This is a genomic window from Streptomyces sp. NPDC056231, from assembly GCF_048270745.1.
Taxonomy (GTDB): Bacteria; Actinomycetota; Actinomycetes; order Streptomycetales; family Streptomycetaceae; genus Streptomyces.
In genome coordinates this window covers 134,169-154,833 of record NZ_JBLVKW010000003.1, presented here as the reverse complement: position 1 = coordinate 154,833, position 20,665 = coordinate 134,169, and the positions used below count along the sequence as shown (strand labels likewise).

Below are 20,665 nucleotides of genomic sequence, written 5' to 3'. Positions count from 1 at the left end.
CAAGTCGAAGCAGTAAGCGAACACACGTAGGGCCCCTGCCAGTCCGGCAGGGGCCCTTTCTGTGACTCTAGAGGCCGCTCAGGCGGCCCACACAACCTCTAGCAACTCGGGGTTGAACTTGCGGGCGCCACGGCCCGCAGGACGCACCACAATCGCCCTGATGTGCTTCATCACTACGGCCCGCTGCCGCTCGATCGGAAGCCGCTCAAAATCCTCGGCCAGGTCGACCACGGCCGCCGCCGTCTGAGCCTGCTCCACACTGTGCCGGTTTCGCTCGTAGGCAAGCTCGTCACGCTCTTTCTCCAGCGGCTCCAGCATGGCGATAGCCGTAGCGGCGGAGATCTTCTTTCCGTTCATCGCCTCGATAAGCGAGCCGATTTCCTGCTCAACCTCGGCCAGGCGCACGGCCCCCGACCATTCGATAGACGCCTTCTCGGGCGCCTTCAACCGGGCCTCGGCGTCATGAATAAGATTCACGATGAACTTGTCGACAGGTTCCCCGGCTCTGGAAACCTTCCCGCAGCCGCCATCCGTAGAGGCAGGGCAGCGGTACATAAACCGGCTGCCCTTGCTGCCTTCCTTCCAGGAAGCGCGCATGTTCGCCATCATGCGCGTGCCGCATTCGGCGCAACGGAGAATGCCGCTCAACAGATACTTATGATTGTTGTTCAACTTGTTCGCCTTGTATCGCGTCTTGACGCCGTCAAGAACCGCAACAACCGCGTCTAGCTTTTCCGGAGTGCAGACGGTCTCCCAAACGCCCATGACGGGTTTCCCGTCCGAGCCAATGTGCTTCTCACCCTTCACTGCACGGAACCCGGCCAGGCGCGGGTTCGTCAGAATCCCCTTCATGGCCACTCGGGTAATCGGCTTCTCCGTGTTCCTTGAAGTGCGTACGCCCTTCTCCTGCCATTCAGCAGTAATCGTAGAAAGCCGCGTACCCGACAACAGGGCGTCATGCGCCTTAGTGATCAGCTCAGCCTGTGCCGGATCCACGGTTACCCGGTCGGCTTTCCAGCCGAACGGCGGGAAGCCGCCGCCGTTCTTCCCGGAGTCTGCAAGCTCACGATGCTTACGGGCTACACGCCTACCCGTGTCAGCACTGGCCTTGTTGGCGAAAGCCACCATGACTCGCGCCATCGTGCGACCGTCCGACGTCGACAGGTCAATGTCATTCGTAATCGTGCAGAAGACGAGTTCCGGCCGCTCCTCGAAAACGTCGATGAGTCGTTCAAGGTCGCGCGGCTGCCTTGCCAGCCGGTCAAGGTCATAGGCGATCACGCCGTCTATAACCCCAGATTGGAGATCGACGAGTAGCTGTTCAAATTCGGGGCGAACTACGTTGCGCTTGAAGGCGCTTACGTCGTTGTCGATGTAGTCGCGCGCAACCTCCCAGCCGGGGCGCACCCCGGCCACCTGTCGGTAGTCGCGACGCTGCCGCTCGACCCCCAGCTCTTCGCCGTCCCTGTCGAGACTGATCCGGGCGTACCCCCCGAGCCGCACAACCATTCCTGCTCCCCTCCCTGGAGGCCCCTCCCCTGGGGCCTGCCTGACCTGCGTTGATCGCAGAACAGGAGGCTAGCGCAGAACTAGTGTGTTCGGTGAAGGTTCTTGAAGAAGGTGATCCGCAAGCAGTACGCGGCGGGTGAGCTGGACATCACGCAGCTCTGAGCCGTGCGCTGACGGCGAGGGCGGTGCGGGAAGTCCCGTGCCGCCCTCGTCCGTCGGCGACGACAACTGCCTCAGTTCGTGCCGATCTTCGCCAGCAGGTCGACGATGCGGGACTGGACCTCTTCGCTCGTCGAACGTTCCGCAAGGAAGAGCACGGTCTCGCCGGAGCTGAGCCTCGGCAGGTCCGCCCGGTTGATGTCGGCCGAGGTGTAGACGACCAGCGGGGTCCGGTTGAGCTGGCCGTTCGCGCGTAGCCAGTCGACGATCCCGGCTCGGCGACGGCGTACCTGCAGCAGGTCCATCACCACCAGATTCGGCCGCATCTGGGTGGCGAGGGAGACCGCCTCGCTGTCGGTCGAGGCGCATACGACCTGCATACCGCGGCGTTCCAGCGTCGCCGTCAGCGCCACCGCGATTTCCTCGTGCTCCTCGATCAGCAGCACCCTCGGCGGGTGCTGCTCGCTGTCGCGAGGGGCGAGCGCCTTGAGGAGCACCGCGGGGTCGGCACCGTACGCCGCCTCCCGCGACGCCTGTCCCAGACCGGCCGTCACCAGCACCGGAACTTCGGCCGCCACGGCCGCCTGGCGCAGCGACTGCAGCGCCGTACGCGTGATCGGCCCGGTCAGCGGGTCCACGAAGAGCGCGGCGGGGAAGGCCGCGATCTGGGCGTCCACCTCCTCGCGGGAGTGCACGATCACCGGCCGGTAGCCGCGGTCGCTCAGCGCCTGCTGGGTGGAGACGTCGGGCGCGGGCCAGACGAGCAGTCGGCGCGGGTTGTCCAGCGGTTCCGGGGGGAGCTCGTCGTCGACCGGCTGCGGCGACGGACGGTTGGCGACCTCGACCGCGCCGCCCGGGCCGTCCAGTGGCTCCGGCCCCTCGGCACCCTCGTCGGGTGCCCCTATGGCGTACGCACGCCCCTCGGCGGCCGGGGCGGAGAGGAGCTGCCCGGAGGCATTGGTGGTGGGCGCGGTGCCGGGCTGGGGTGCGGCAGCCGGTGCGGCGGCCGGCTGCGGCAGGACGGGGTCCGCGGCGCGCTCGTCCTCGGGTGGGGCGGCGAGCTTACGCCGACGCCCGGCACCGCCGAGCGTCTGGTTCTGCTGGTGCGTGAGGTGCTGGGCGAACGGCACGCCCTGTCCGAGGGTCCGCACGCTGAACGCGCGCCCCTGCGTCGAGTCGGCGGAGGCGGGTGCGGCAGCAGACACCGGCGCCGACGCAGGCATCGGTGCCTCGGCGGGCAGCGGCTGTCGCCGGGGGTCCGGCGCGGGATCGGTCACGGGAGCGGGCTCGGGCGCGACGGCGCCCGGACGGCTCTCCTCGGGGCCGGCAGGGGCAGTGGTGGCCATGGTGCCGGTGGTGTGCCCCGTTCCGGGCCGGGTCGTGTCGTCGCCGAGGGCGTTCAGGGCGGCCAGGCCCTGTCCCGAGGTGGCGTTCTCCAGCCGGTCGGAGGGCTGCTGGGGCTGCTTGGGCTGCTGCGCGGGTTCCAGCTGTTCAGGCTGTTGCTGGGGCGCGTCCGGAGCGTGACGGGCTCGGCGGCGCCCGGTCGGTGCGGGGTGTTCCTGCGGCGGTGTGTGGGGGTTGTCCTGGGGCGTGCCCGCGGCGTCATGGCGTCCGGGCAGTGAGGCGTCGGCCTCACCGGCCATGGGCGGGATCCGGTCGGCGTCGGCGGGCGGGAGGGCGAATGCGGTACGCGGCCCCACCGGTTCGGCCGCGGCGGCTCGGTCCTGCGCGGCCGCCAGCGCCCGGCGGGCCCGTCGCCCGGTCGGTTGCTGCTGCACCTGATGCTGGTTCTGCTCGGTCGGCTGACCTTGTGGTGTCTGCGGTCGGCCGGTCCGGGACGCCGTCCGGTCCTGCGCCGGGGCAGATGCGAGGGCCGGGAGGGCCAGCTGGTTCTCGTTGCCCTGGCGCGCCCGTGCACCGTCTGCGGGCACCGGCACGGGTGCCTCGGCGGGCACGCCCTGCGGCGGCACGGTCTGCCCGAGCTGCGGGCGGTTGCCCACGCCCTGAACGCCCTCGGCCGCCGTCACCACCGACCCCTCGGACGTCGCCGCGGCCGCAGGCAGCGCCAACGCCTGTCCCGGCTGCCCCGCGGGCTGCCCGGGGCCCGTCTCGGCCGGGCTGGGCCGTCCCCGCCTGCGACCGGATCCCTCGCCCTGCTGGGCCGGGATGAGCTCATGGGGCGACTGCTGGGTCCGCTGTCCGCCGTGCTCGCCCTGCGCCGCCGCTTCACGACGGGCCCTGCGCCGCCCCGTCGGCTCCGCCGCAGCGGTGTCACCGGACTCGGCCCCCGAAGCGGCCGTCCCACCGCCCACCGGGCTCTCCAGGAAGGCGTCCGTTGACGCGCGTCGCGCCCTGCGCCGTCCGCCGCCCGGCGTCCCCTGCTGCTGCCCGGTCTCCTCGGGCGCAGCCGGGACGGGAGGCATCTGCGGCGGCAGTACGGTCCCCGCCCCCGCGCCCAGCGGCACTTCGAGGACGTACGCGCTGCCGCTCATCCCCGGCATCTCGTGCGTCTGCAGCACGCCGCCGTGCGCCCGTACGATCCCGCGCACGATCGGCTCGTGCACCGGGTCGCCCCCGGCGAACGGTCCGCGCACCTCGATCCGTACGACCTCACCGCGCTGAGCCGCCGCCACGACCACTGTCGAGTCGACGTAGCCGCCGCCCGGCGCCACCCGCGTCCTGCCGGTCGAGTCGACCCCGGCGACGTCCGCGACCAGGTGGGCGAGCGCCGTCACCAGCCGCCCCGCGTCCACCTCGGCCTCGATCGGCGGGGCGTGCACCGCGAACTGCGCGCGCCCCGGACCGATCAGTTCCACAGCGCCGTCGATACCGGCCGTCACGACCGAGTCGAGCAGTACCTTCTCCTTGACCAGCGTCTCCGCCCCGCTGTCGAGACGCTGGTAGCCGAGCACGTTGTCGACGAGCGTCGTCATCCGGGCGTAGCCGGCGGCCAAGTGGTGCAGGATCTGGTTGGCCTCGGGCCACAGCTGGCCCGCCGGGTCGGCGGCGAGCGTCGAGAGCTCGCCGCGCAGCTCCTCCAGCGGCCCGCGCAGCGACTCGCCGAGGACGGCTGTCAGCTGTGCGTGCCGGGCGGTCAGTTGCGTGAGCCGCTCGGTCAGCTCCTCCGACTCGGCCGCGGACCGCTCGGTCCGGTCGGCCAGCTCGGCGGCGTGCCGTTCGGTCAGCCCGGCGACCTCGGCGGTGTGCTGCTCGGTCAGCCGGGAGACCTCGGCGGTGTGCTGCTCGGTCAGCTCGGTCAGCCGCGCCGTGTGCTTGTCGGTGAGTTCTTCGTACGGCCGGCGGTCGGTGAACGTCATCACCGCACCGACCAGCTGGTCCCCGTCCCGGACGGGCGCGGTCGTCAGATCGACCGGCACCTGCGCGCCGCTCTTGGACCACAGCACCTGCCCGCGCACCCGGTGCTTACGACCGGACTTGAGCGTGTCGGCGAGCGGCGACTCCTCGTACGGGAACGGCTCGCCCTCCGCACGCGAGTGCAGGACCAGCGGATGCAGCTTCTGGCCGCCCAGGTCGCTGGCACGGAAGCCGAGGATCTGCGCGGCGGCGGGGTTGACCAGGACGACCCGGCCGTCGGTGTCCGTGCCGACGACCCCCTCGGCCGCGGCCCGCAGGATCATCTCGGTCTGCCGCTGCGAACGGGCCAGCTCGGCCTCGGTGTCGACGGTGCCCGACAGATCCCGTACGACGAGCATCAGCAGCTCGTCGCCCGTGTAGCCGCCGTTGTAGCCGGCCTGGAAGTCGTTGTACGCGGCCTGCCCGTCCTCCAGGCTGGCGCTGGTGACTTCGACCGGGTACTCGTTGCCGTCGGTCCGCCGCGCGATCATCCGTGTCGGCTTGGTCCGGCCCCGCTCGTCCGCCGCCTCGGGCCTGCGCATCGACCCCGGGATCAGCTTGGAGTCGAACTCCGGAAGCAGATCGAGGAGTCCGCGACCGACGAGCGCGGTGCCCGGCGTCTCGAACATTTCGAGGGCGATGGTGTTGGCGTTGACGACCGTGCCGTTGCAATTGACGAGCAGCAGCCCGTCAGGGAGAGCGTCGAGTATGGCTGCGAGGCGAGCAGCGCCTCGGGATGGCCTGCTGCTCACGACGACGCTTCCTCCCTGGTTACCGCACCTTGCCGGACAGCGGGCCCCATCTTGCCCCTCGGGCCGCAGGCTGTCACTGGAGGAGTCTAAAGGCTGGGGAGGGGCATCCGGCGGCGGATGGCGCGGGGAGCTCTCACCAAGGTTCTGTGAATACCGCGTACGACCCCTGCCCCTGACGTGTCCCGTGACGGCCCCGGCCACCCCGGGTCACCGGACATTCGGCAGCACCGGCCGCAGGTTGTTCCAGCGTGCGATCTCGCATCCGTTGCTCTGGTCGAAGGCGGCGTCGACACGCTGCCCGTGCCAGGTTCCGGTGATTCGGGCCGTGGCCGATCCGCCGAACTGCTGGGTGCACAGGGTGCCGGCGGGCACCGGACGGAAGGGGTTTCTGCCGTCACCCGTGGGCTCCCCCAGCTCCGCGAGCCGGTCGCACGCCTGCTGCGCCACCGGGTGGCTGCCGCCGGCGGGTAGGCACTTCAGTTCGTACACGCCGTCGGCGGTGCGGTATCCGGAATCCGAGACCGTGACCGTCAGCTGGGTCTGCTGGGCGTCGTCGTCGCCCTGGAGCGCCGGTACCGGCAGCGGGATGGGCAGCGGAAGGAAGCCGGTGGCAGCGGTCGCGGCCGGCGCGGCGGCGGACAGCACGGCGAAGGATGTGGCGGCGGTGAGGGCGAGACGGCGCAGCATGCGGGCTCCTGTGGACGTGTGGAAGACGGAGAGGCGGTACCTCGTCATCACTAACGCTCCGCATGCCCCGGCGTTGCGCAACCCGAAGGCTTTGCCCTGGCGGCCGAAGGCCTAGTACCGTAGGCGGCGATTGGTGAGGCAGTGCTCAGCTGTGTCATCATCTGCACACACCACTCGCGTTCGCGCGGGGTGTGCTGGAGGCGTCGCCTAGTCCGGTCTATGGCGCCGCACTGCTAATGCGGTTTGGGTCTTAAAGCCCATCGAGGGTTCAAATCCCTCCGCCTCCGCTTGATCACTGAAGCCCCGTGCCACTGGCCGGGGCTTCAGTCGTATCCGGGTGCGGCGCGCGTTCGCGACGGCGCGTGCAGACATGACCCGACATGGAGTTTCCGCAGGTCAGAGGCGGTTTGGGTAATGGATTTCGCGTGACGGCGCAGGTCATGTAATGTTGTTCCCGCAACGCCGACCAGGCAGAAAAGCCCGGAACGCCAAGCACTCGTAGCTTAACGGATAGAGCATCTGACTACGGATCAGAAGGTTGCAGGTTCGAATCCTGCCGAGTGCACACAGCTCAGAAGCCCCTCGGGATCATCCCGAGGGGCTTCTGACATCAACGGGTGACATCAACGTCGTTCGCGGTAGTCGTGCTCGATGCGCCACCGGAGCTTGGCGAGCCGGACCAGCGTGGTCTGCGGGAAGGCCGGACAGGAACCGAATCAATCGCGATGCCGTCGTCCGGCCGAAGGGCGGCACGCGGTAGAGGGCAGTTTGCCGCGCCAGTCAGGGAAGTTCGCGGTACTCGGTGATGAGGTAGTCGGCCTCGTCATCGATGGCATTCTCCAGCCAGTCGATGTGAATCTCAGCGGGGTGTCCATCTGCGGCAAATACCGTCTCCGCGACTTCAGCCTGGCCTGCACGGGCCTTCTGGACATCAGTGAGGAGACCGCCAAGCGTCGGGACATCCTGCGGATTCCCCTCGACCGTGCGCCGGGCAGACTCGTCGAGGCCGATCGCTTTGACGACCTTCCCGTTTTCCACGGTGATCCGGTACTCCCCAAGGCCGCTCCGCTCTCCGGACTCGGAGAGAAGCCGGAAGGAATACCGATTCGGTTCGGACCATCGGGCTTCCTTTGCTTGGACGCCGCCTCCGGCGGTGGCCGGTGTGGACCCTGCGCCGCAGCCGACCACGGCGAGGGCAAGCGCAGCGCATGCGACGAGCAGGTACATGCTGGATTTCGTCACGGTCAGGCCTTTCAGCAGCTCAATTGCCCCTTCGACGGCATCGCGATTGATTCGGTTCCCCCCGGAGTCTGCGGCGGCGCTGTTCAAGAACTGGCGGATCCTGCCCAACCAGATCCGCGACATCGTCCTCGCCACATCCGACATGCACCCGACCCTGGACGATGACGGCAGTGTTTGACGGGCCGTGGAGCCAGAGGGCGCTGAGGCCAGGAGGCCAGGGCGAGCGCCCAGTTCGACTCGGCGAGCCGGAATCCGCAGTGACCCCTCGCCGTGCCTGAGGCCACATGGCGGTGGCGGCCGGCCTGCGCGGCTTCACCCACCGGTCCGGGGCCCGAGTTGTCGTCCGAGGCTCGCAGAAGCACGGCCGGGTCAGGCCGACGCCTTGATGGCCGGGCCCGTCCGGGCCCGCTCCTGCACGACGCGGCGGCGCCGGGTCGGCATCCCGAGCGTCGGGTTGGCGACGCCCCAGGCCGCGCCCTTGCAGACCAGCTCCTTGTAGACGGCGGCGAGCCGTCCGGTCAGGGCCGCGGGGACGGCGCGGTCGTCGGCGGTGACGTACTGGATCACGCCTTCCCTGCGGCCCAGTGAGATGCACTGGTTGAAGTAGCGGAGCGGCGCGTTCGGGAGCTTCCCACCGGTCAGGCGTGCCGCGATGGCGTCGGCGGCCTGCCACGCGGTGGGGGTGCCCGAGGCGCACGACATTCGCAGCGGCTTGTCGCCCGGGCCCATGGCCATGGCCGCGTCGCCGATGGCGTAGACGTCCGGGTGCGAGACCGAGCGCATGGTCCCGTCGACCACGATCTGGCCTGTGCCGGTGACCTCCAGAGCGGTGGCCTTCGCGATCGGGTGGACCGCGAAGCCGGTGGTCCACACGGTGACCGCGGCCGGGACGGACGTGCCGTCGGCGGTGGTGACGCGGTCGGCCTCCACGCCGGTGACGGCGGTGTGCTCGTGCACGGTGATGCCCAGCTTGTCGAAGACCTTCCGCAGGTGCCGGCGGCCTTTGGGCGCGAGCCAGTCGCCGAGCCCGCCGCGGGCCGCGAGGGCGATATCGAGGTCCGGGCGGGCCTCGGCGATCTCGGTCGCGGCCTCCAGGCCGGTGAGGCCGCCGCCGACGACGACCACGGGCTGCCCGGCGTCCAGGCCGGCCAGGCGCTTGCGCAGCCGGAGCGCTCCGGGGCGGCTGGTGATCTCGTGGGCGTGCTCGGCGGTGCCGGGGACGCCTTGGGTGTTCCAGCCGCTGCCGAGGGCGTACACGAGGCTGTCGTACTCGAGCTCCTCGGCTCCGTTCGCGTCGATGACGGCGACAGTCTTGCGGCCGACGTCGACACCGGTGACCTTCGCGAGCTTCAGTTCGACGCCGGTGCCCGCGAACATCTCGCTGAAGGGCCGGGGCTTGAGGTTCTGGCCGACCGCCAGCTGGTGCATCCGGACGCGCTCGACGAAGTCGGGCTCGGCGTTGACGAGAGTGATGGCGACGTCCTCGCGGCGCAGCCGCTTGGCGAGGCGACCGGCAGCGATGGCTCCGGTGTATCCGGCGCCGAGGACGATGATTCGGTGCTGCATTTCCCTGCTCCTGTCTCGCGCGGGTTCGCCACCTGAACCGGGCAGCCCGCTGTTTCCTGACAGGAACGCGATGTGAAGCACCTCACATCGCGGTCAGAAGGCTTTGAGCAGGGGTTCCCCGTGGTCGGCGGCCGCCCACCGCTGGGTCGCGCGTTCGAGCTTGTCGGGGTTGACCTGGTTGCGGAACGCGGCGATGCCCTCGGCGGTGACCTCCAGGCACATGACGCCGATGACCCGGCCGTCGAGGACAGCCACGAGGGCGGGGGCGCCGTTGGCGGTCGTGGCGTGGATCTCGGGGGAGCCGCCGACGATGGCGCGCTTGGCCGTGCCGGGCTTGAACAGGCCCCGCATGAATGTGGCGACCGCGAGGGCGCCCTCGAACGCCTTGGCGCGGGCCGGGACCTTCCCGCCGCCGTCGCCGATCGCGATGGCGTCCTCGGTGAGCAGCCGCACGAGCGGCTCGGTACGGCCGCTGGTGGCGGCCGCGAGGAACTCCTCGACGATCCGGCGGGCGGCGGCCTCGTCGATCTCGGTGCGGGCCTTGCCGTCCGCGACGTGCTTCTTGGCGCGGTGGAAGATCTGCTGGCTGGCGGCCTCGGTGATGTCGAGGATCTCCGCGATCTGCCGGTGCGGGTAGTCGAAGGCCTCCCGCAGCACGTACACCACCCGCTCGTTGGGGGAGAGGCGCTCCATGAGGGCGAGGACCGCGTACGAGACGGATTCGCGTTGCTCGGCGGTGTCGGCCGGGCCGAGCATCGGGTCCCCGGCGAGCAGCGGCTCGGGCAGCCATTGGCCCACATAGGTCTCGCGCCGGGCGCGGGCCGAGGTGAGCTGGTTGAGGCACAGGTTGGTGAGGACCTTCGTCAGCCAGGCCTCGGGGACCTCGATGCGGTCGATGTCGGCGGCCTGCCAGCGCAGGAACGTTTCCTGGACGGCGTCCTCGGCATCGCTCGCGGAGCCGAGGAGGCGGTAGGCGATGGCCTCCAGGCGGGGCATGGAGGCCTCGAACCGGTCCATGTCGTTCATGGTCAGAGCCATGGCCCGGATCATAGGGGCTGTCCCGTAATTCCTGGAGGGCGCGCACGGACCCTGGGCTGCGTCCCTGCGCCACTCGACCGGTGCTGTTCGGCTTCCCGGGCTCGGTGGATCGCGTTGCCCGTGTCTCCAGGGCCCTCGCGTGTGCCGGTCGCCCTTCCCCGCGCGGCCGGTTGACGGAGACCCCCGCTCCATTGCGGAGCCTCGTTACGATCGCACGCATGAGCTGGCACTGCACTGGGTTGCGATGGCCCCCAGAAGGGCCGGTCCTGGCGTGGCAGAAGGGCGGGGCGAAGGGCCGGGCGGTGGGCGGGGCCGGTTCGACGCGGGTGAGTGTCCTCGCGTACGGGAAGGCGCTCGGGTTCCGGGCAGCGGGTGAGCGGCACTGTGTGGGGGCGCGGGGGAACATGTGTCCGCTGGGCGCCCTGGTGTCCGGGCGGAGTACGGGGGCGCGGTGCCCGGAGTGTGCGCGGCTGGACCGGGCGCATTCGGTGGCCGCCGACACGATCGCCGACGACCCTCGGACGTACCGCGTCTATCTCGCCTGGTTCGGGCCCGGGATGGTGAAGGTCGGCATCACCGCGGAGGAGCGGGGTGCGGCGAGGCTGCGGGAGCAGGGGGCCGTGGCCTTCAGCTGGCTGGGGCGCGGCCCGTTGATGGCGGCGCGGCGGACCGAGGAGCTGCTCCGGGCGGCGCTGGGGGTACCGGACCGGATCCCGTACGCACGCAAGCGCGCCGTGCGGGCCGTGCTGCCGGGTGCCGCCGAGCGGGTCGCGGAGGTCGAGGAGCTGTACGGGCGGGCGGCGGCGCTGGAGGCGGGGGCGGGATGGCCGCAGTCGCTGGAGCGGCTGCCGTTCGATCCCGTCGATCACACAGGGGTGTTCGGACTGGACGGGCCGGTCGAGGTGGGGCGGGCGGTGACCGAGCTGGTGGACGGCGGGGTGGTCGGCGGGCGGCTGGTCGCGGCCGCCGGGCCCGATCTGCATCTGGCGACCGCGGACGGGGTGGTCGTGCTGGACACCCGGCTGATGACCGGCTGGGAGCTGGTGGGGGCCGATGCGCGGTCGGGGGTGACCGTGCCGGTGGTCGACATCGGGGGCGGCGGCGTGCAGGACGGGCTGTTCTGAGATCGTCGGTGCTCCGGGCGGGCCGGGTGAGGAGTGCGCGATGAGTGGCGGGAACAATGACGTGGTGCGGTTCTGGGAGCGCCTCGGGCTGCCGGGGCTGATCGACATCCACACGCACTTCATGCCGGAGCAGGTGCTCCGCAAGGTGTGGGCGTACTTCGACTCCGCCGGACCGCTGACCGGCATGGAATGGCCGATCACCTACCGGCACGACGAGGACGAACGGCTCGCGCTGCTCCGGTCCTTCGGGGTGCGGCGGTTCACCTCGATGCTCTACCCGCACAAGGCGGGGATGGCGGCCTGGCTGAACGGCTGGGCGGCCGACTTCGCGCGCCGGGTGCCCGACTGCCTGCACACGGCGACCCTCTTTCCCGAGGAGGGCGTGGAGCGTTATGTCCGCGAGGCGGTCGAGGCGGGGGCGCGCGTCTTCAAGTCGCACCTCCAGGTCGGGGCGTACGACGCCAACGATCCGCTGCTGGAGCCCGTGTGGGGGCTGCTCGCCGACGCCGGGATCCCGGTGGTGATGCACTGCGGGTCCGGGCCCGCGCCCGGCGCGTACACCGGGCCGGAGCCGGTCGGCCGGCTGCTCGCCCGGCATCCGCGGCTGCGGCTGGTGGTGGCGCACCTGGGGATGCCCGAGTACACGGAGTTCCTGGCGCTGGCGGAGACCTACCCCGAGGTGCGGCTCGACACGACGATGGCGTTCACGGACTTCTCGGAGGGGTTCACGCCGTTCCCCGTGGCGGAGCGGGGGCGGCTCGCCGCTCTCGGGGACCGGATCCTGCTGGGGACGGACTTCCCGAACATTCCGTATCCGTACGTGCATCAGCTGCACGCGCTGGAGCGGCTGGAGTTGGGGGACGACTGGTTGCGCGCGGTCTGTTACGGGAACGCGCACGCGTTGTTCGGCCGGGGCTGAGCGCTCCCGGGCATCTCCGCTTTCTCAGGGAATTCACAGAATCGGGAAAGGACCCTCTCAGAGGCGTGCCGCACCGTCGAGGCATGACGACGACCTCGCCCCAGGGGCGTACCGAACTGCTGAGGCCGGACCGCAGTCCCGTCCGTGTGCTCGTCGTGGACGACGAGGCCCCGCTTGCCGAGCTGCTCTCCATGGCCCTGCGCTACGAAGGCTGGGAGGTGCGCAGTGCCGGGGACGGTGCGGATGCCGTCCGGACGGCGCGCGATTTCCGGCCCGACGCCGTGATTCTCGATGTGATGCTGCCCGACACGGGCGGGCTCTCGGTCCTCGGCCGGCTGCGCCGGGAGCTCTCCGAGGTCCCTGTGCTGTTCCTGACCGCGCGCGACTCGGTGGAGGACCGGATCGCCGGGCTCACGGCGGGCGGCGACGACTATGTGACGAAGCCGTTCAGCCTGGAGGAGGTCGTGGCGCGGCTGCGCGGGCTGATCCGGCGGTCCGGGACGGCAGCGGTACGGAGCGAGTCGACGCTCGTCGTGGGCGACCTGGTGCTCGACGAGGACAGCCACGAGGTGAGCCGGGGCACGACGTCGATCCACCTCACCGCGACCGAGTTCGAGCTGCTGCGCTTCCTGATGCGCAATCCGCGAAGGGTGCTGAGCAAGGCGCAGATCCTCGACCGCGTGTGGAACTACGACTTCGGCGGGCAGGCGAACGTCGTCGAGCTGTACATCTCGTATCTGCGCAAGAAGATCGACGCCGGACGGACGCCGATGATCCACACCCGGCGCGGGGCGGGATATCTGATCAAGCCCGGTGAATGACCCGGTCGACCGGCTGACTTCGCAGTCCCTCAGCGCCGGAGCAGCAGCAGATCCGCGATGACCGGGCGGTGGTCCGAGGCAAGTGTCTCGGCCACCGCCGCGTCGCGTACCCGCACACCGTCCTTCGACACCGCCACGAAGTCGATCCGTTTCACCGGGTCCAGTGCGGGGAAGGTCGGCGCATTCGGGTCGGCATCGGTCAGGTCCTCCCACAGCGGGGCCAGCTCCGGGGCGCCCGGTTCCGCGTTGAAGTCGCCGAGGAGCACCTTCCGCCCCTCGTCCTCCGCCATGATCCGCCGGGTGTCGGCGACCTGTGCGATCCGTACGGACGGGTCGCCGCGGTAGTCGAGGTGCGTCACATACACATGCACGGGCATCCCCTTCACCCGTACGACCACTTCACCGAAGCCGGGCGCGGGCTCCGGCACGGGGTGGGGGACCTGGGTGGAGAGCCGGGTGATCTCGTGGTTCTCGGCGCTGACGATCCGGTACTTCGACAGCACCGCGACCCCGAACTCGCGCCGGGACGCACCGGGAGTCTCCGGATCGAGGCTGTAGATCGGGGCGAACGACACCTGCATGTCCAGCCGTTTTGCCAGCTCGCCCGCGACGTCGCGCCACTCGCTGCGCGTGCCCCAGTGGACGTCTACTTCCTGAAGCCCGATCACATCGGCGTCGAGCGAGCGGAGTTCCGTCGCCTGCCGGTCCAGATCGAAGACGTTGTCCATGCCCGAGCCGGCATGGATGTTGTACGTGGCGACGCGCAGAGGCACCGGATTCCCCTGCCCGGCAGCTCCGGCGGGCGGGGCGGCGGCCGTCCCCAACAAGCCCGCGGCAATCAGGACTTCCACCGTACGACGACGCAGTGACATGCCACTTCAGCCCTAGTCGGTTCCCTGTTGATCGGCGTCGAGCACGGTACCGTGCGAAAGTCGCTTGTACGCCGTATGGGAGGTGCTTTACGGTGTACGACGCTTCTCTTATACACCGTAAAGCAACTTCAGGAGCTCAAGGAGCCCGCATGACGGCGACCGCCGCCGAGCAGAACCACCTCTCGCCACCGAGCCACCCGCAACGCTGGCTGATCCTCGGCGTCATCTGCCTCGCCCAGCTCACCGTGCTGCTCGACAACACCGTCCTCAACGTCGCGATCCCCTCCCTCACCCGGGAGCTGGACGCGTCCACCGCCGACGTGCAGTGGATGATCAACGCCTACTCGCTGGTCCAGTCGGGTCTGCTGCTCACGGCCGGCAGTTCCGCCGACCGCTACGGCCGCAAGAAGATGCTGGTCACCGGTCTCGCCCTGTTCGGCATCGGCTCGCTGGTGGCCGGACTGGCCCAGACCTCCGTGCAGTTGATCGCCGCCCGCGCCGGCATGGGCATCGGCGGTGCGCTGCTGATGACCACGACCCTTGCTGTCGTCGTCCAGATCTTCGACGACACCGAACGGGTCAAGGCGATCGGCGTCTGGTCGACCGTCAGCTCGCTCGGCTTCGCCGTGGGACCGCTGATCGGCGGAGTGATGCTCGACCACTTCTGGTGGGGTGCGATCTTCCTGATCAACATCCCGGTCGCCGTCATCGGCCTGGCCGCGGTGATCCGTCTCGTCCCGGAATCCAAGAACCCGCGCGGCGAGCGCCCCGACCTGCTCGGCGCGCTGCTGTCCACCATCGGCATGGCCTCCGTCGTGTACGCGATCATCTCCGGCCCGGAGCACGGCTGGACCTCGGGCCAGGTGCTGCTGACCGCGTTCATCGGGGTCTCGGTCCTCACCGGATTCGTGCTGTGGGAGCTGCACATTCCGTACCCGATGCTGGACATGCACTTCTTCCGGAACCAGAAGTTCGTCGGGGCGGTCGCGGGCGCGATCCTGGTCGCCTTCGGGATGGGTGGCTCGCTCTTCCTCCTCACCCAGCAGCTCCAGTTCGTCCTCGGATACGAGCCGCTGGAGGCGGGTCTGCGTACGGCTCCGCTGGCGCTGAGCGTCGTCGCGCTCAACCTCACGGGCCTGGGCGCGAGGCTGGTGCCCAAGCTGGGCACGCCTGCCACGATCGCCGCCGGGATGAGCCTGCTGGCCGCGGGTCTCGCCGCGATCGCTCTGCTGGGCGGCAACGGCTACGGCGGCATGCTGCTCGGCCTGGTCGTCATGGGCGCGGGCATCGCACTCGCCATGCCGGCCATGGCCAACGCGATCATGAGCGCCATCCCGCCGGCGAAGGCGGGGGTGGGCGCGGGCGTGAACGGCACGCTCGCCGAGTTCGGGAACGGTCTGGGGGTCGCGGTCCTCGGCGCGGTGCTGAACTCGCGGTTCGCGGCGCTCGTACCGGCGGCCGTCGGGGCCGCCTCGCTTCCCGCGGCGCTCGCCGCGGCGACCGACGGCGGCGAGCGGCAGCGGATCACCGACGCCTTCGCCTCGGGACTGGAGACCAGCCAGCTGGTCGGGGCGGTGGCGGTGCTGGCGGGCGGGCTGCTGGCTGCCGTGCTCCTCCGCCGGGCGGAGCGGGCAGAATCTGTTCAGGCAGACTCGGCCGCGGCAGCGGCATAGCATCAGGCGGGGCGTACCGGACTGTACGAATCCGGTTCGTGCGCACGGGGCACGGATCCGGTTCGGTCATCCCGTTCGTCCCGCCGGCAAGACGAGGAGAGTGCGCCATGGTGTCCGCGGCCGACCGTGTGAAGAACCCTGCCAGGACCAGTGTGTGGCTGGACCAGCGGCCACCGTCGCGCACCCGTAAATCGGACCAGCCGGCCGGCCTCGACCGAGACAGGATCACCGCGGCGACGGTCCGGCTGCTGGACGCCGAGGGTCTCGCCAAGTTCTCCATGCGCCGGCTCGCCGCCGAGCTGGACGTCACCGCGATGTCCCTCTACTGGTACGTCGACACCAAGGACGACCTGCTGGAGCTGGCCCTCGACTCGGTCTACAGCGAGATCGCGCCGCCCCGGGAGGAGGCGCACTGGCACGACCGGCTCCGCGAACTGGCCACCACCTACCGGGAGCTCCTGGTCCGGCACGTCTGGGTGTCGCCGCTCGCCGGACATTTCCTCAACATCGGCCCGCACTCGATGCTGTTCTCGTACGCCGTTCAGGACGTGATCCGGGCGACCGGGCTGCCGCTGCACCAGCAGACCGGCGCTCTCTCCGCGGTCTTTCAGTTCGTGTACGGATTCGGCACGATCGAGGGCCATATCGTGCAGCGTTCCGCGGAGGCGGGGCTCAGCCAGGACGAGTTCTTCCAGCAGGCGACCGGCGCGATCCGGTCCCAGCCGCAGCTCAGCCGGATCGTCGAGTCGGTGCAGGATCTGATGGACGCCCGGGGCGGCGACACGGTCGAGGAGATGCGCGAGCGGGACTTCACCTTCGCCCTGGACCTGCTGATCGCGGGGATCGAGGCGATGCGGGACCGCTAGGGCGTGTTCCGAAAGCCCCGTCTGCACCCCGCCCCCCGGCCGGGGCGGCCTTCACGACACCCCCAGCGGGCAAGACCGCACCCCCGGGCCCGCCAGAAGAGCACTCATCCCGGAACAGCCGTCAGCTGCCGGGCGCCAGGCGGGCGGGGAAACCGCCCGTGGCAATGGGCCCCCACCGCTCCGGGGTGATCCGGATGATCGACTTGCCCTGCTTCACCATCGCCGCCCGGTACTCGTCCCAGTCCGGGTGCTCTCCCGAGATGTTCCGGAAGTACTCGACGAGCGGTTCGACCGAGTCGGGCGCGTCGATCACCTCGGCCGTCCCGTCGATCTGCACCCACGGCCCGTTCCAGTCGTCCGACAGGACGATCACGCTCACGCGCTCGTCCCGCTTCGCGTTCCGGGTCTTCGCGCGCTCGGGGTAGGTCGAGACGACGACCCGGCCGGCGTTGTCGACGCCGCACGTCAGCGGGGATCCCTGAGGGCGGCCGTCGGCCCGGGTGGTCAGCAGGATCGCCCGGTGCCGGGGCCGTACGAACGCCAGCAGATCATCGAGTTCCACGGCGGTGTTGGTCGCGATGTTGGGGGCCATGTCCGCAGACTACGACGGCAGGGTCTCGCCCTGCACCGCCTGGATGTCCAGCTCCACCCGCAGCGTCGTGCCGATCGCCGAGATGCCCGCCTGCACCACCTGGTTGTAGTTCATGGCGAAATCGTCGCGGCGCAGCTCCGCCGTTGCGCTGAATGCCGCGCGCATCCCGCCCCACGGGTCGGGGCCGGTGCCGAGGTAGCTCAGGTCCAGGTCGACCGGGCGCTCGACGCCGCGCATCGTCAGCAGGCCGTGCACGGTCCAGCGGTCGGGGCCGGCCGGGGTGAGCCCGTCCGAGCGGTACGTGATCTCCGGGAACCGGTCCACGTCGAGGAAGTCCGGCGAGCGCAGGTGCTTGTCGCGCATGCCGTTGCCCGTGTCGATACTGGCCGCGCTGATCACGGCGTCCACGCGGGAGCGGTGGACCTCCTCCGCGATCTCGATCCGGCCGCCGAACTCGGTGAACCGGCCGCGCACGCTGGAGATCCCCAGGTGCTGCGCGACCGCGCCCACCGAGCAGTGCGCCGGGTCCAGCGACCAGGCGCCCGGCGGCGGCAGTTCCACGCCGCCCTGGCGGGCCAGCACCACTGTGCCGGCCTCGACCCGTCCGCTCGCCGTGACGAGGGCGGTCGACGCGGCGGGAGCGTACCCGACCGCGGTCACGATCACCGTGTACGCGCCGGCCGGGAGCGGGGCGTCGGTCCGTACCGCCCCGTCCTCGTCGGCGTCGGCTCGCAGCACCTGGGTGCCAGTCATGTCGGTCACCGTCACGACCGCGTGCTGGACAGCCCAGCCGTCCCGCGTCCGTACCTGTGCGCGAAGTCCCATCCCGTTTCTCTCCTTGCTCCATGACTCAATGAGTCGGCCCCGGGGCGGGTACGGCAGGCCGTCCCCTGCCTGCCGTACCCACCACCGGGGCCCTTTTCCACCGGCGGCAGCCTCTCCGCTCGAAGCGCTGTCCGCCAGGGTCTGTGTTACGCGATCACTCGCCGGGGTGGGCGAGCTCGATGTCGTGGCCGTCGACCCCGCGACCGGCCACGGTCAGTGCGCCGGCCACCGGCGGGTAGCCGGTCGCGATGACCGAGTACTCGCCCGCGTCCAGGTCGGCGAAGGCGTACGCCCCGTCCTCCCCGGTCGTCGAGGTGGCGACCACATTGCCCGCCGCGTCGACCAGAGTGACGCGGGCGTCCGGCAGCGGCCGCCGGGCCGAACCGGCCCGCACGACACCCTGGACCAGCGCACCGGACTGCAGTACGGCGTCGACCCGGGTGACACCCTGGCCACCGATCTCCACCGGCAGCGCCAGCGGACGGAAGCCGATGGCGTTCACCGCGACGGTCACCGCGCCGGGCACCAGCTCGGCGAAGGTGAACTCGCCGGTCCCGGCGGACGTGCCGGTGGCCAGCACATCGCCGCGTACATCGGTCACGATGACCATGGCGCCGACGACCGGATCACCGCTCTCGGCGGCCCGCACGGTCCCGGCCAGGCCGCTCGTACCGGCGAGCAGGATGTCGTACGACAGCTGCTGGTCGCCGACGACCACAGTGGACGCCTGCGGCTGGAAGCCGTCGGCGGAGGCGATCAGGACGTAGCTGCCGGCGCCCGGCGCGTCCAGACGGTAGCTGCCGTCGGCCTGGGCGACGGAGCGCCCCAGCTGCCGGCCACCCAGTGAGATCAGTGTGACCGCGGCCCGGGCGACGGGTGCGCCCTCGGTGCCCCGCACCACACCACTCACCGGGGTGCCCTGCACGGCTGCCGCCGGAGCTTCGAGCGTGTCGACCGAGGTGACCCCGGCCGCACTCTCGGAGACCAGCGCGGCTGCACCGGACGGGACCTCGGCGAGCACCGCGGCGGGAACCTCGGCGGCAGCCTCGGCCTCCGCCGGGGCGTTGTTCGCCGCGTTCGTCTTCAGCGCGACCTCCTTGATGAAGAGCGTGATGAGGAAGGCGATCAGCGCGGCCGGAGCGGCGTACAGGAAGACGTCGCCGACACCGTGCCCGTAGGCGCTCTCCACGACCGTGCGGAATGGCGCGGGCAGCTCGTCCAGGTTGGGGATGCCCCCGCCGCCGGTGCCGCCGTGGCCCAGGGCCGCGCCCTTCGGACCGAGGTCCGCGAGGCCTTCCTTGACGTAGTGGGTGACGCGGTTCGCCATGACGGCGCCCAGCGCCGAGACGCCGATCGCACCACCGAGGGAACGGAAGAAGGTGACGACGGAGCTGGCCGAGCCGAGGTCGGACGGAGCGACCTGGTTCTGCGTGGCGAGCACCAGGTTCTGCATCATCATGCCGATGCCGAGACCCATCACGGCCATGAAGGCGGCGATGTGCCAGTACTCCGTGTCGTACCGGAGGGTGCCCAGCAGCCCGAGCCCGGCGGTGACCAGGAAGCCGCCGCTGACCAGCCATGCCTTCCAGCGGCCGGTCTTCGTGATGATCTGGCCGGAGACCGTCGAGGAGATGAACAGACCCGCGATCATCGGGATCGTCATGACGCCGGACATCGTCGGCGACTTGCCCCGCGCCAGCTGGAAGTACTGACTGAAGAAGACCGTGCCCGCGAACATCGCGATACCGACGAACAGCGAGGCCAGCGAGGCCAGCGCGATGGTGCGGTTGCGGAAGAGGCGCAGTGGGATGATCGGCTCGCTGGCCCGGGACTCGGTGTAGACGAAGAGCAGGGCGAGGATCAGGGAACCCGCGAGCATCACGCCGGTCTGCCAGGACAGCCAGTCGTACTTGTCGCCCGCGAAGGTCACCCAGAGCAGCAGCAGCGAGACGGCGGCGCTGATGAAGAACGCGCCGGTCCAGTCGACCTTGACCTCACGCTTGACGACCGGGAGCTTCAGGGTCTTCTGGAGCACGATCAGCGCGATGACGGCGAACGGCACACCGACATAGAAGCACCAGCGCCAGCCCATCCAGCTGGTGTCGGTGATGACTCCGCCGAGCAGCGGACCACCGACGGTGGCGACGGCGAACACCGCACCGATGTATCCGCTGTAGCGACCGCGCTCGCGCGGGGCGATCATTGCGGCCATCACGATCTGGGCGAGGGCGGAGAGACCACCGACGCCGATGCCCTGGACGACACGGCAGGCGATGAGCATGCCGCTGCTGGTCGACAGACCCGCGACGACCGAGCCCAGGACATAGATGACGAGCGCTATCTGGACCAGCAGCTTCTTGCTGAACAGGTCGGAGAGCTTGCCCCACAGAGGAGTGGTGGCGGTCATCGCGAGCAGCGAGGCCGTGACGACCCAGGTGTACGCGGACTGGCCGCCACCGAGGTCCGAGATGATCTCGGGGAGAGCGTTGGAGACGACGGTCGACGACAGGATCGCGACAAACATGCCGAGCATCAGCCCGGCCAGTGCTTCCATGATCTGCCGGTGTGTCATCGGCGCGCCGTCGGAGGAAGAGCTTCCTCCGTGCTTGGCGTGGCCGCCCCGCACACCGGTTGGTGTGGTCGTAGCCATTGAGTTCCTTTGCTTT

15 protein-coding genes and 2 tRNA genes are annotated in these 20,665 nt (G+C 70.2%); 7 read left to right on the top strand and 10 right to left on the bottom strand.

Annotation, left to right across the window (positions count from 1 at the left end; translation table 11 throughout):
* Positions 1–78 precede the first annotated feature (78 nt).
* The 3 genes from ACNPQM_RS04420 to ACNPQM_RS04410 all read right to left on the bottom strand — a co-directional run bounded on the left by ACNPQM_RS04420 (position 79) and on the right by ACNPQM_RS04410 (position 6,461).
* Entirely contained in the window at positions 79–1,509 is a 1,431-nt protein-coding gene (locus tag ACNPQM_RS04420) for a recombinase family protein (protein WP_418082916.1), read from the bottom strand.
* A gap of 233 nt (positions 1,510–1,742) precedes the next feature.
* Positions 1,743–5,774: a PAS domain-containing protein gene (locus tag ACNPQM_RS04415; RefSeq protein WP_418082915.1), complete on the bottom strand. Its 4,032-nt coding sequence runs from the start codon at positions 5,772–5,774 to the stop codon at positions 1,743–1,745.
* A 207-nt stretch (positions 5,775–5,981) separates the two neighbouring features.
* Positions 5,982–6,461, bottom strand: a complete 480-nt coding sequence (locus ACNPQM_RS04410) for an SSI family serine proteinase inhibitor (protein WP_418083018.1) — start codon at positions 6,459–6,461, stop codon at positions 5,982–5,984.
* Between the two features lie 196 nt (positions 6,462–6,657).
* Between ACNPQM_RS04410 and ACNPQM_RS04405 the strand changes: the two genes are divergently transcribed.
* Positions 6,658–6,748 (top strand) — tRNA-Ser (locus ACNPQM_RS04405).
* A gap of 205 nt (positions 6,749–6,953) precedes the next feature.
* A tRNA-Arg gene (locus tag ACNPQM_RS04400) sits at positions 6,954–7,026 on the top strand.
* A gap of 215 nt (positions 7,027–7,241) precedes the next feature.
* On the opposite strand, the gene ACNPQM_RS04395 is transcribed toward ACNPQM_RS04400, so the two are convergent.
* The 3 genes from ACNPQM_RS04395 to sigJ all read right to left on the bottom strand — a co-directional run bounded on the left by ACNPQM_RS04395 (position 7,242) and on the right by sigJ (position 10,307).
* Positions 7,242–7,688: a DUF6174 domain-containing protein gene (locus ACNPQM_RS04395; RefSeq protein ID WP_418082914.1), complete on the bottom strand. Its 447-nt coding sequence runs from the start codon at positions 7,686–7,688 to the stop codon at positions 7,242–7,244.
* 384 nt (positions 7,689–8,072) lie between these two features.
* Positions 8,073–9,269: an NAD(P)/FAD-dependent oxidoreductase gene (locus ACNPQM_RS04390; RefSeq protein ID WP_418082913.1), complete on the bottom strand. Its 1,197-nt coding sequence runs from the start codon at positions 9,267–9,269 to the stop codon at positions 8,073–8,075.
* A gap of 93 nt (positions 9,270–9,362) precedes the next feature.
* Positions 9,363–10,307 carry an RNA polymerase sigma factor SigJ gene (gene sigJ, locus ACNPQM_RS04385; protein ID WP_418082912.1) on the bottom strand — a complete coding sequence of 315 codons (945 nt, stop codon included), beginning with the start codon at positions 10,305–10,307 and terminating at the stop codon, positions 9,363–9,365.
* A 218-nt stretch (positions 10,308–10,525) separates the two neighbouring features.
* Between sigJ and ACNPQM_RS04380 the strand changes: the two genes are divergently transcribed.
* From ACNPQM_RS04380 to ACNPQM_RS04370, 3 genes are all read left to right on the top strand, one after another.
* Positions 10,526–11,431 carry a DUF2797 domain-containing protein gene (locus ACNPQM_RS04380; RefSeq protein WP_418082911.1) on the top strand — a complete coding sequence of 302 codons (906 nt, stop codon included), beginning with the start codon at positions 10,526–10,528 and terminating at the stop codon, positions 11,429–11,431.
* 40 nt (positions 11,432–11,471) lie between these two features.
* Positions 11,472–12,350: an amidohydrolase family protein gene (locus ACNPQM_RS04375; RefSeq protein ID WP_418082910.1), complete on the top strand. Its 879-nt coding sequence runs from the start codon at positions 11,472–11,474 to the stop codon at positions 12,348–12,350.
* 83 nt (positions 12,351–12,433) lie between these two features.
* Positions 12,434–13,171, top strand: a complete 738-nt coding sequence (locus tag ACNPQM_RS04370) for a response regulator transcription factor (RefSeq protein ID WP_358856544.1) — start codon at positions 12,434–12,436, stop codon at positions 13,169–13,171.
* Between the two features lie 29 nt (positions 13,172–13,200).
* On the opposite strand, the gene ACNPQM_RS04365 is transcribed toward ACNPQM_RS04370, so the two are convergent.
* The gene (locus ACNPQM_RS04365; protein WP_418082909.1) at positions 13,201–14,043 is read right to left on the bottom strand and encodes an endonuclease/exonuclease/phosphatase family protein; all 843 of its coding nucleotides are present in this window, start codon (positions 14,041–14,043) and stop codon (positions 13,201–13,203) included.
* Positions 14,044–14,192: 149 nt separating this feature from the next.
* On the opposite strand from ACNPQM_RS04365, the gene ACNPQM_RS04360 reads away from it, so the two are divergent.
* Positions 14,193–15,716, top strand: coding sequence for an MFS transporter (locus tag ACNPQM_RS04360; RefSeq protein ID WP_358856542.1), 1,524 nt, complete (start codon positions 14,193–14,195; stop codon positions 15,714–15,716).
* Between the two features lie 107 nt (positions 15,717–15,823).
* Positions 15,824–16,582: a TetR/AcrR family transcriptional regulator gene (locus ACNPQM_RS04355; protein WP_358856541.1), complete on the top strand. Its 759-nt coding sequence runs from the start codon at positions 15,824–15,826 to the stop codon at positions 16,580–16,582.
* Between the two features lie 121 nt (positions 16,583–16,703).
* Here ACNPQM_RS04355 and ACNPQM_RS04350 read toward each other — a convergent pair whose 3' ends face one another.
* The 3 genes from ACNPQM_RS04350 to ACNPQM_RS04340 form a co-directional block, all read right to left on the bottom strand.
* Positions 16,704–17,174 carry a PPOX class F420-dependent oxidoreductase gene (locus ACNPQM_RS04350; RefSeq protein ID WP_358856540.1) on the bottom strand — a complete coding sequence of 157 codons (471 nt, stop codon included), beginning with the start codon at positions 17,172–17,174 and terminating at the stop codon, positions 16,704–16,706.
* Between the two features lie 9 nt (positions 17,175–17,183).
* Entirely contained in the window at positions 17,184–17,999 is an 816-nt protein-coding gene (locus ACNPQM_RS04345) for a YceI family protein (RefSeq protein ID WP_418082908.1), read from the bottom strand.
* Between the two features lie 154 nt (positions 18,000–18,153).
* Entirely contained in the window at positions 18,154–20,649 is a 2,496-nt protein-coding gene (locus ACNPQM_RS04340) for an MFS transporter (RefSeq protein WP_418082907.1), read from the bottom strand.
* Positions 20,650–20,665 lie beyond the last annotated feature (16 nt).

What these genes read in the sequence shown, in the direction of transcription:
- ACNPQM_RS04420 (WP_418082916.1), bottom strand. Translation starts at nt 1,509, where the DNA reads ATGGTTGTGCGGCTCGGGGGGTACGCCCGGATCAGTCTCGACAGGGAC.
- ACNPQM_RS04410 (WP_418083018.1), bottom strand. Translation starts at nt 6,461, where the DNA reads ATGCTGCGCCGTCTCGCCCTCACCGCCGCCACATCCTTCGCCGTGCTG.
- ACNPQM_RS04395 (WP_418082914.1), bottom strand. Translation starts at nt 7,688, where the DNA reads ATGTACCTGCTCGTCGCATGCGCTGCGCTTGCCCTCGCCGTGGTCGGC.
- ACNPQM_RS04390 (WP_418082913.1), bottom strand. Translation starts at nt 9,269, where the DNA reads ATGCAGCACCGAATCATCGTCCTCGGCGCCGGATACACCGGAGCCATC.
- sigJ (WP_418082912.1), bottom strand. Translation starts at nt 10,307, where the DNA reads ATGGCTCTGACCATGAACGACATGGACCGGTTCGAGGCCTCCATGCCC.
- ACNPQM_RS04380 (WP_418082911.1), top strand. Translation starts at nt 10,526, where the DNA reads ATGAGCTGGCACTGCACTGGGTTGCGATGGCCCCCAGAAGGGCCGGTC.
- ACNPQM_RS04375 (WP_418082910.1), top strand. Translation starts at nt 11,472, where the DNA reads ATGAGTGGCGGGAACAATGACGTGGTGCGGTTCTGGGAGCGCCTCGGG.
- ACNPQM_RS04370 (WP_358856544.1), top strand. Translation starts at nt 12,434, where the DNA reads ATGACGACGACCTCGCCCCAGGGGCGTACCGAACTGCTGAGGCCGGAC.
- ACNPQM_RS04365 (WP_418082909.1), bottom strand. Translation starts at nt 14,043, where the DNA reads ATGTCACTGCGTCGTCGTACGGTGGAAGTCCTGATTGCCGCGGGCTTG.
- ACNPQM_RS04360 (WP_358856542.1), top strand. Translation starts at nt 14,193, where the DNA reads ATGACGGCGACCGCCGCCGAGCAGAACCACCTCTCGCCACCGAGCCAC.
- ACNPQM_RS04355 (WP_358856541.1), top strand. Translation starts at nt 15,824, where the DNA reads ATGGTGTCCGCGGCCGACCGTGTGAAGAACCCTGCCAGGACCAGTGTG.
- ACNPQM_RS04350 (WP_358856540.1), bottom strand. Translation starts at nt 17,174, where the DNA reads ATGGCCCCCAACATCGCGACCAACACCGCCGTGGAACTCGATGATCTG.
- ACNPQM_RS04345 (WP_418082908.1), bottom strand. Translation starts at nt 17,999, where the DNA reads ATGGGACTTCGCGCACAGGTACGGACGCGGGACGGCTGGGCTGTCCAG.
- ACNPQM_RS04340 (WP_418082907.1), bottom strand. Translation starts at nt 20,649, where the DNA reads ATGGCTACGACCACACCAACCGGTGTGCGGGGCGGCCACGCCAAGCAC.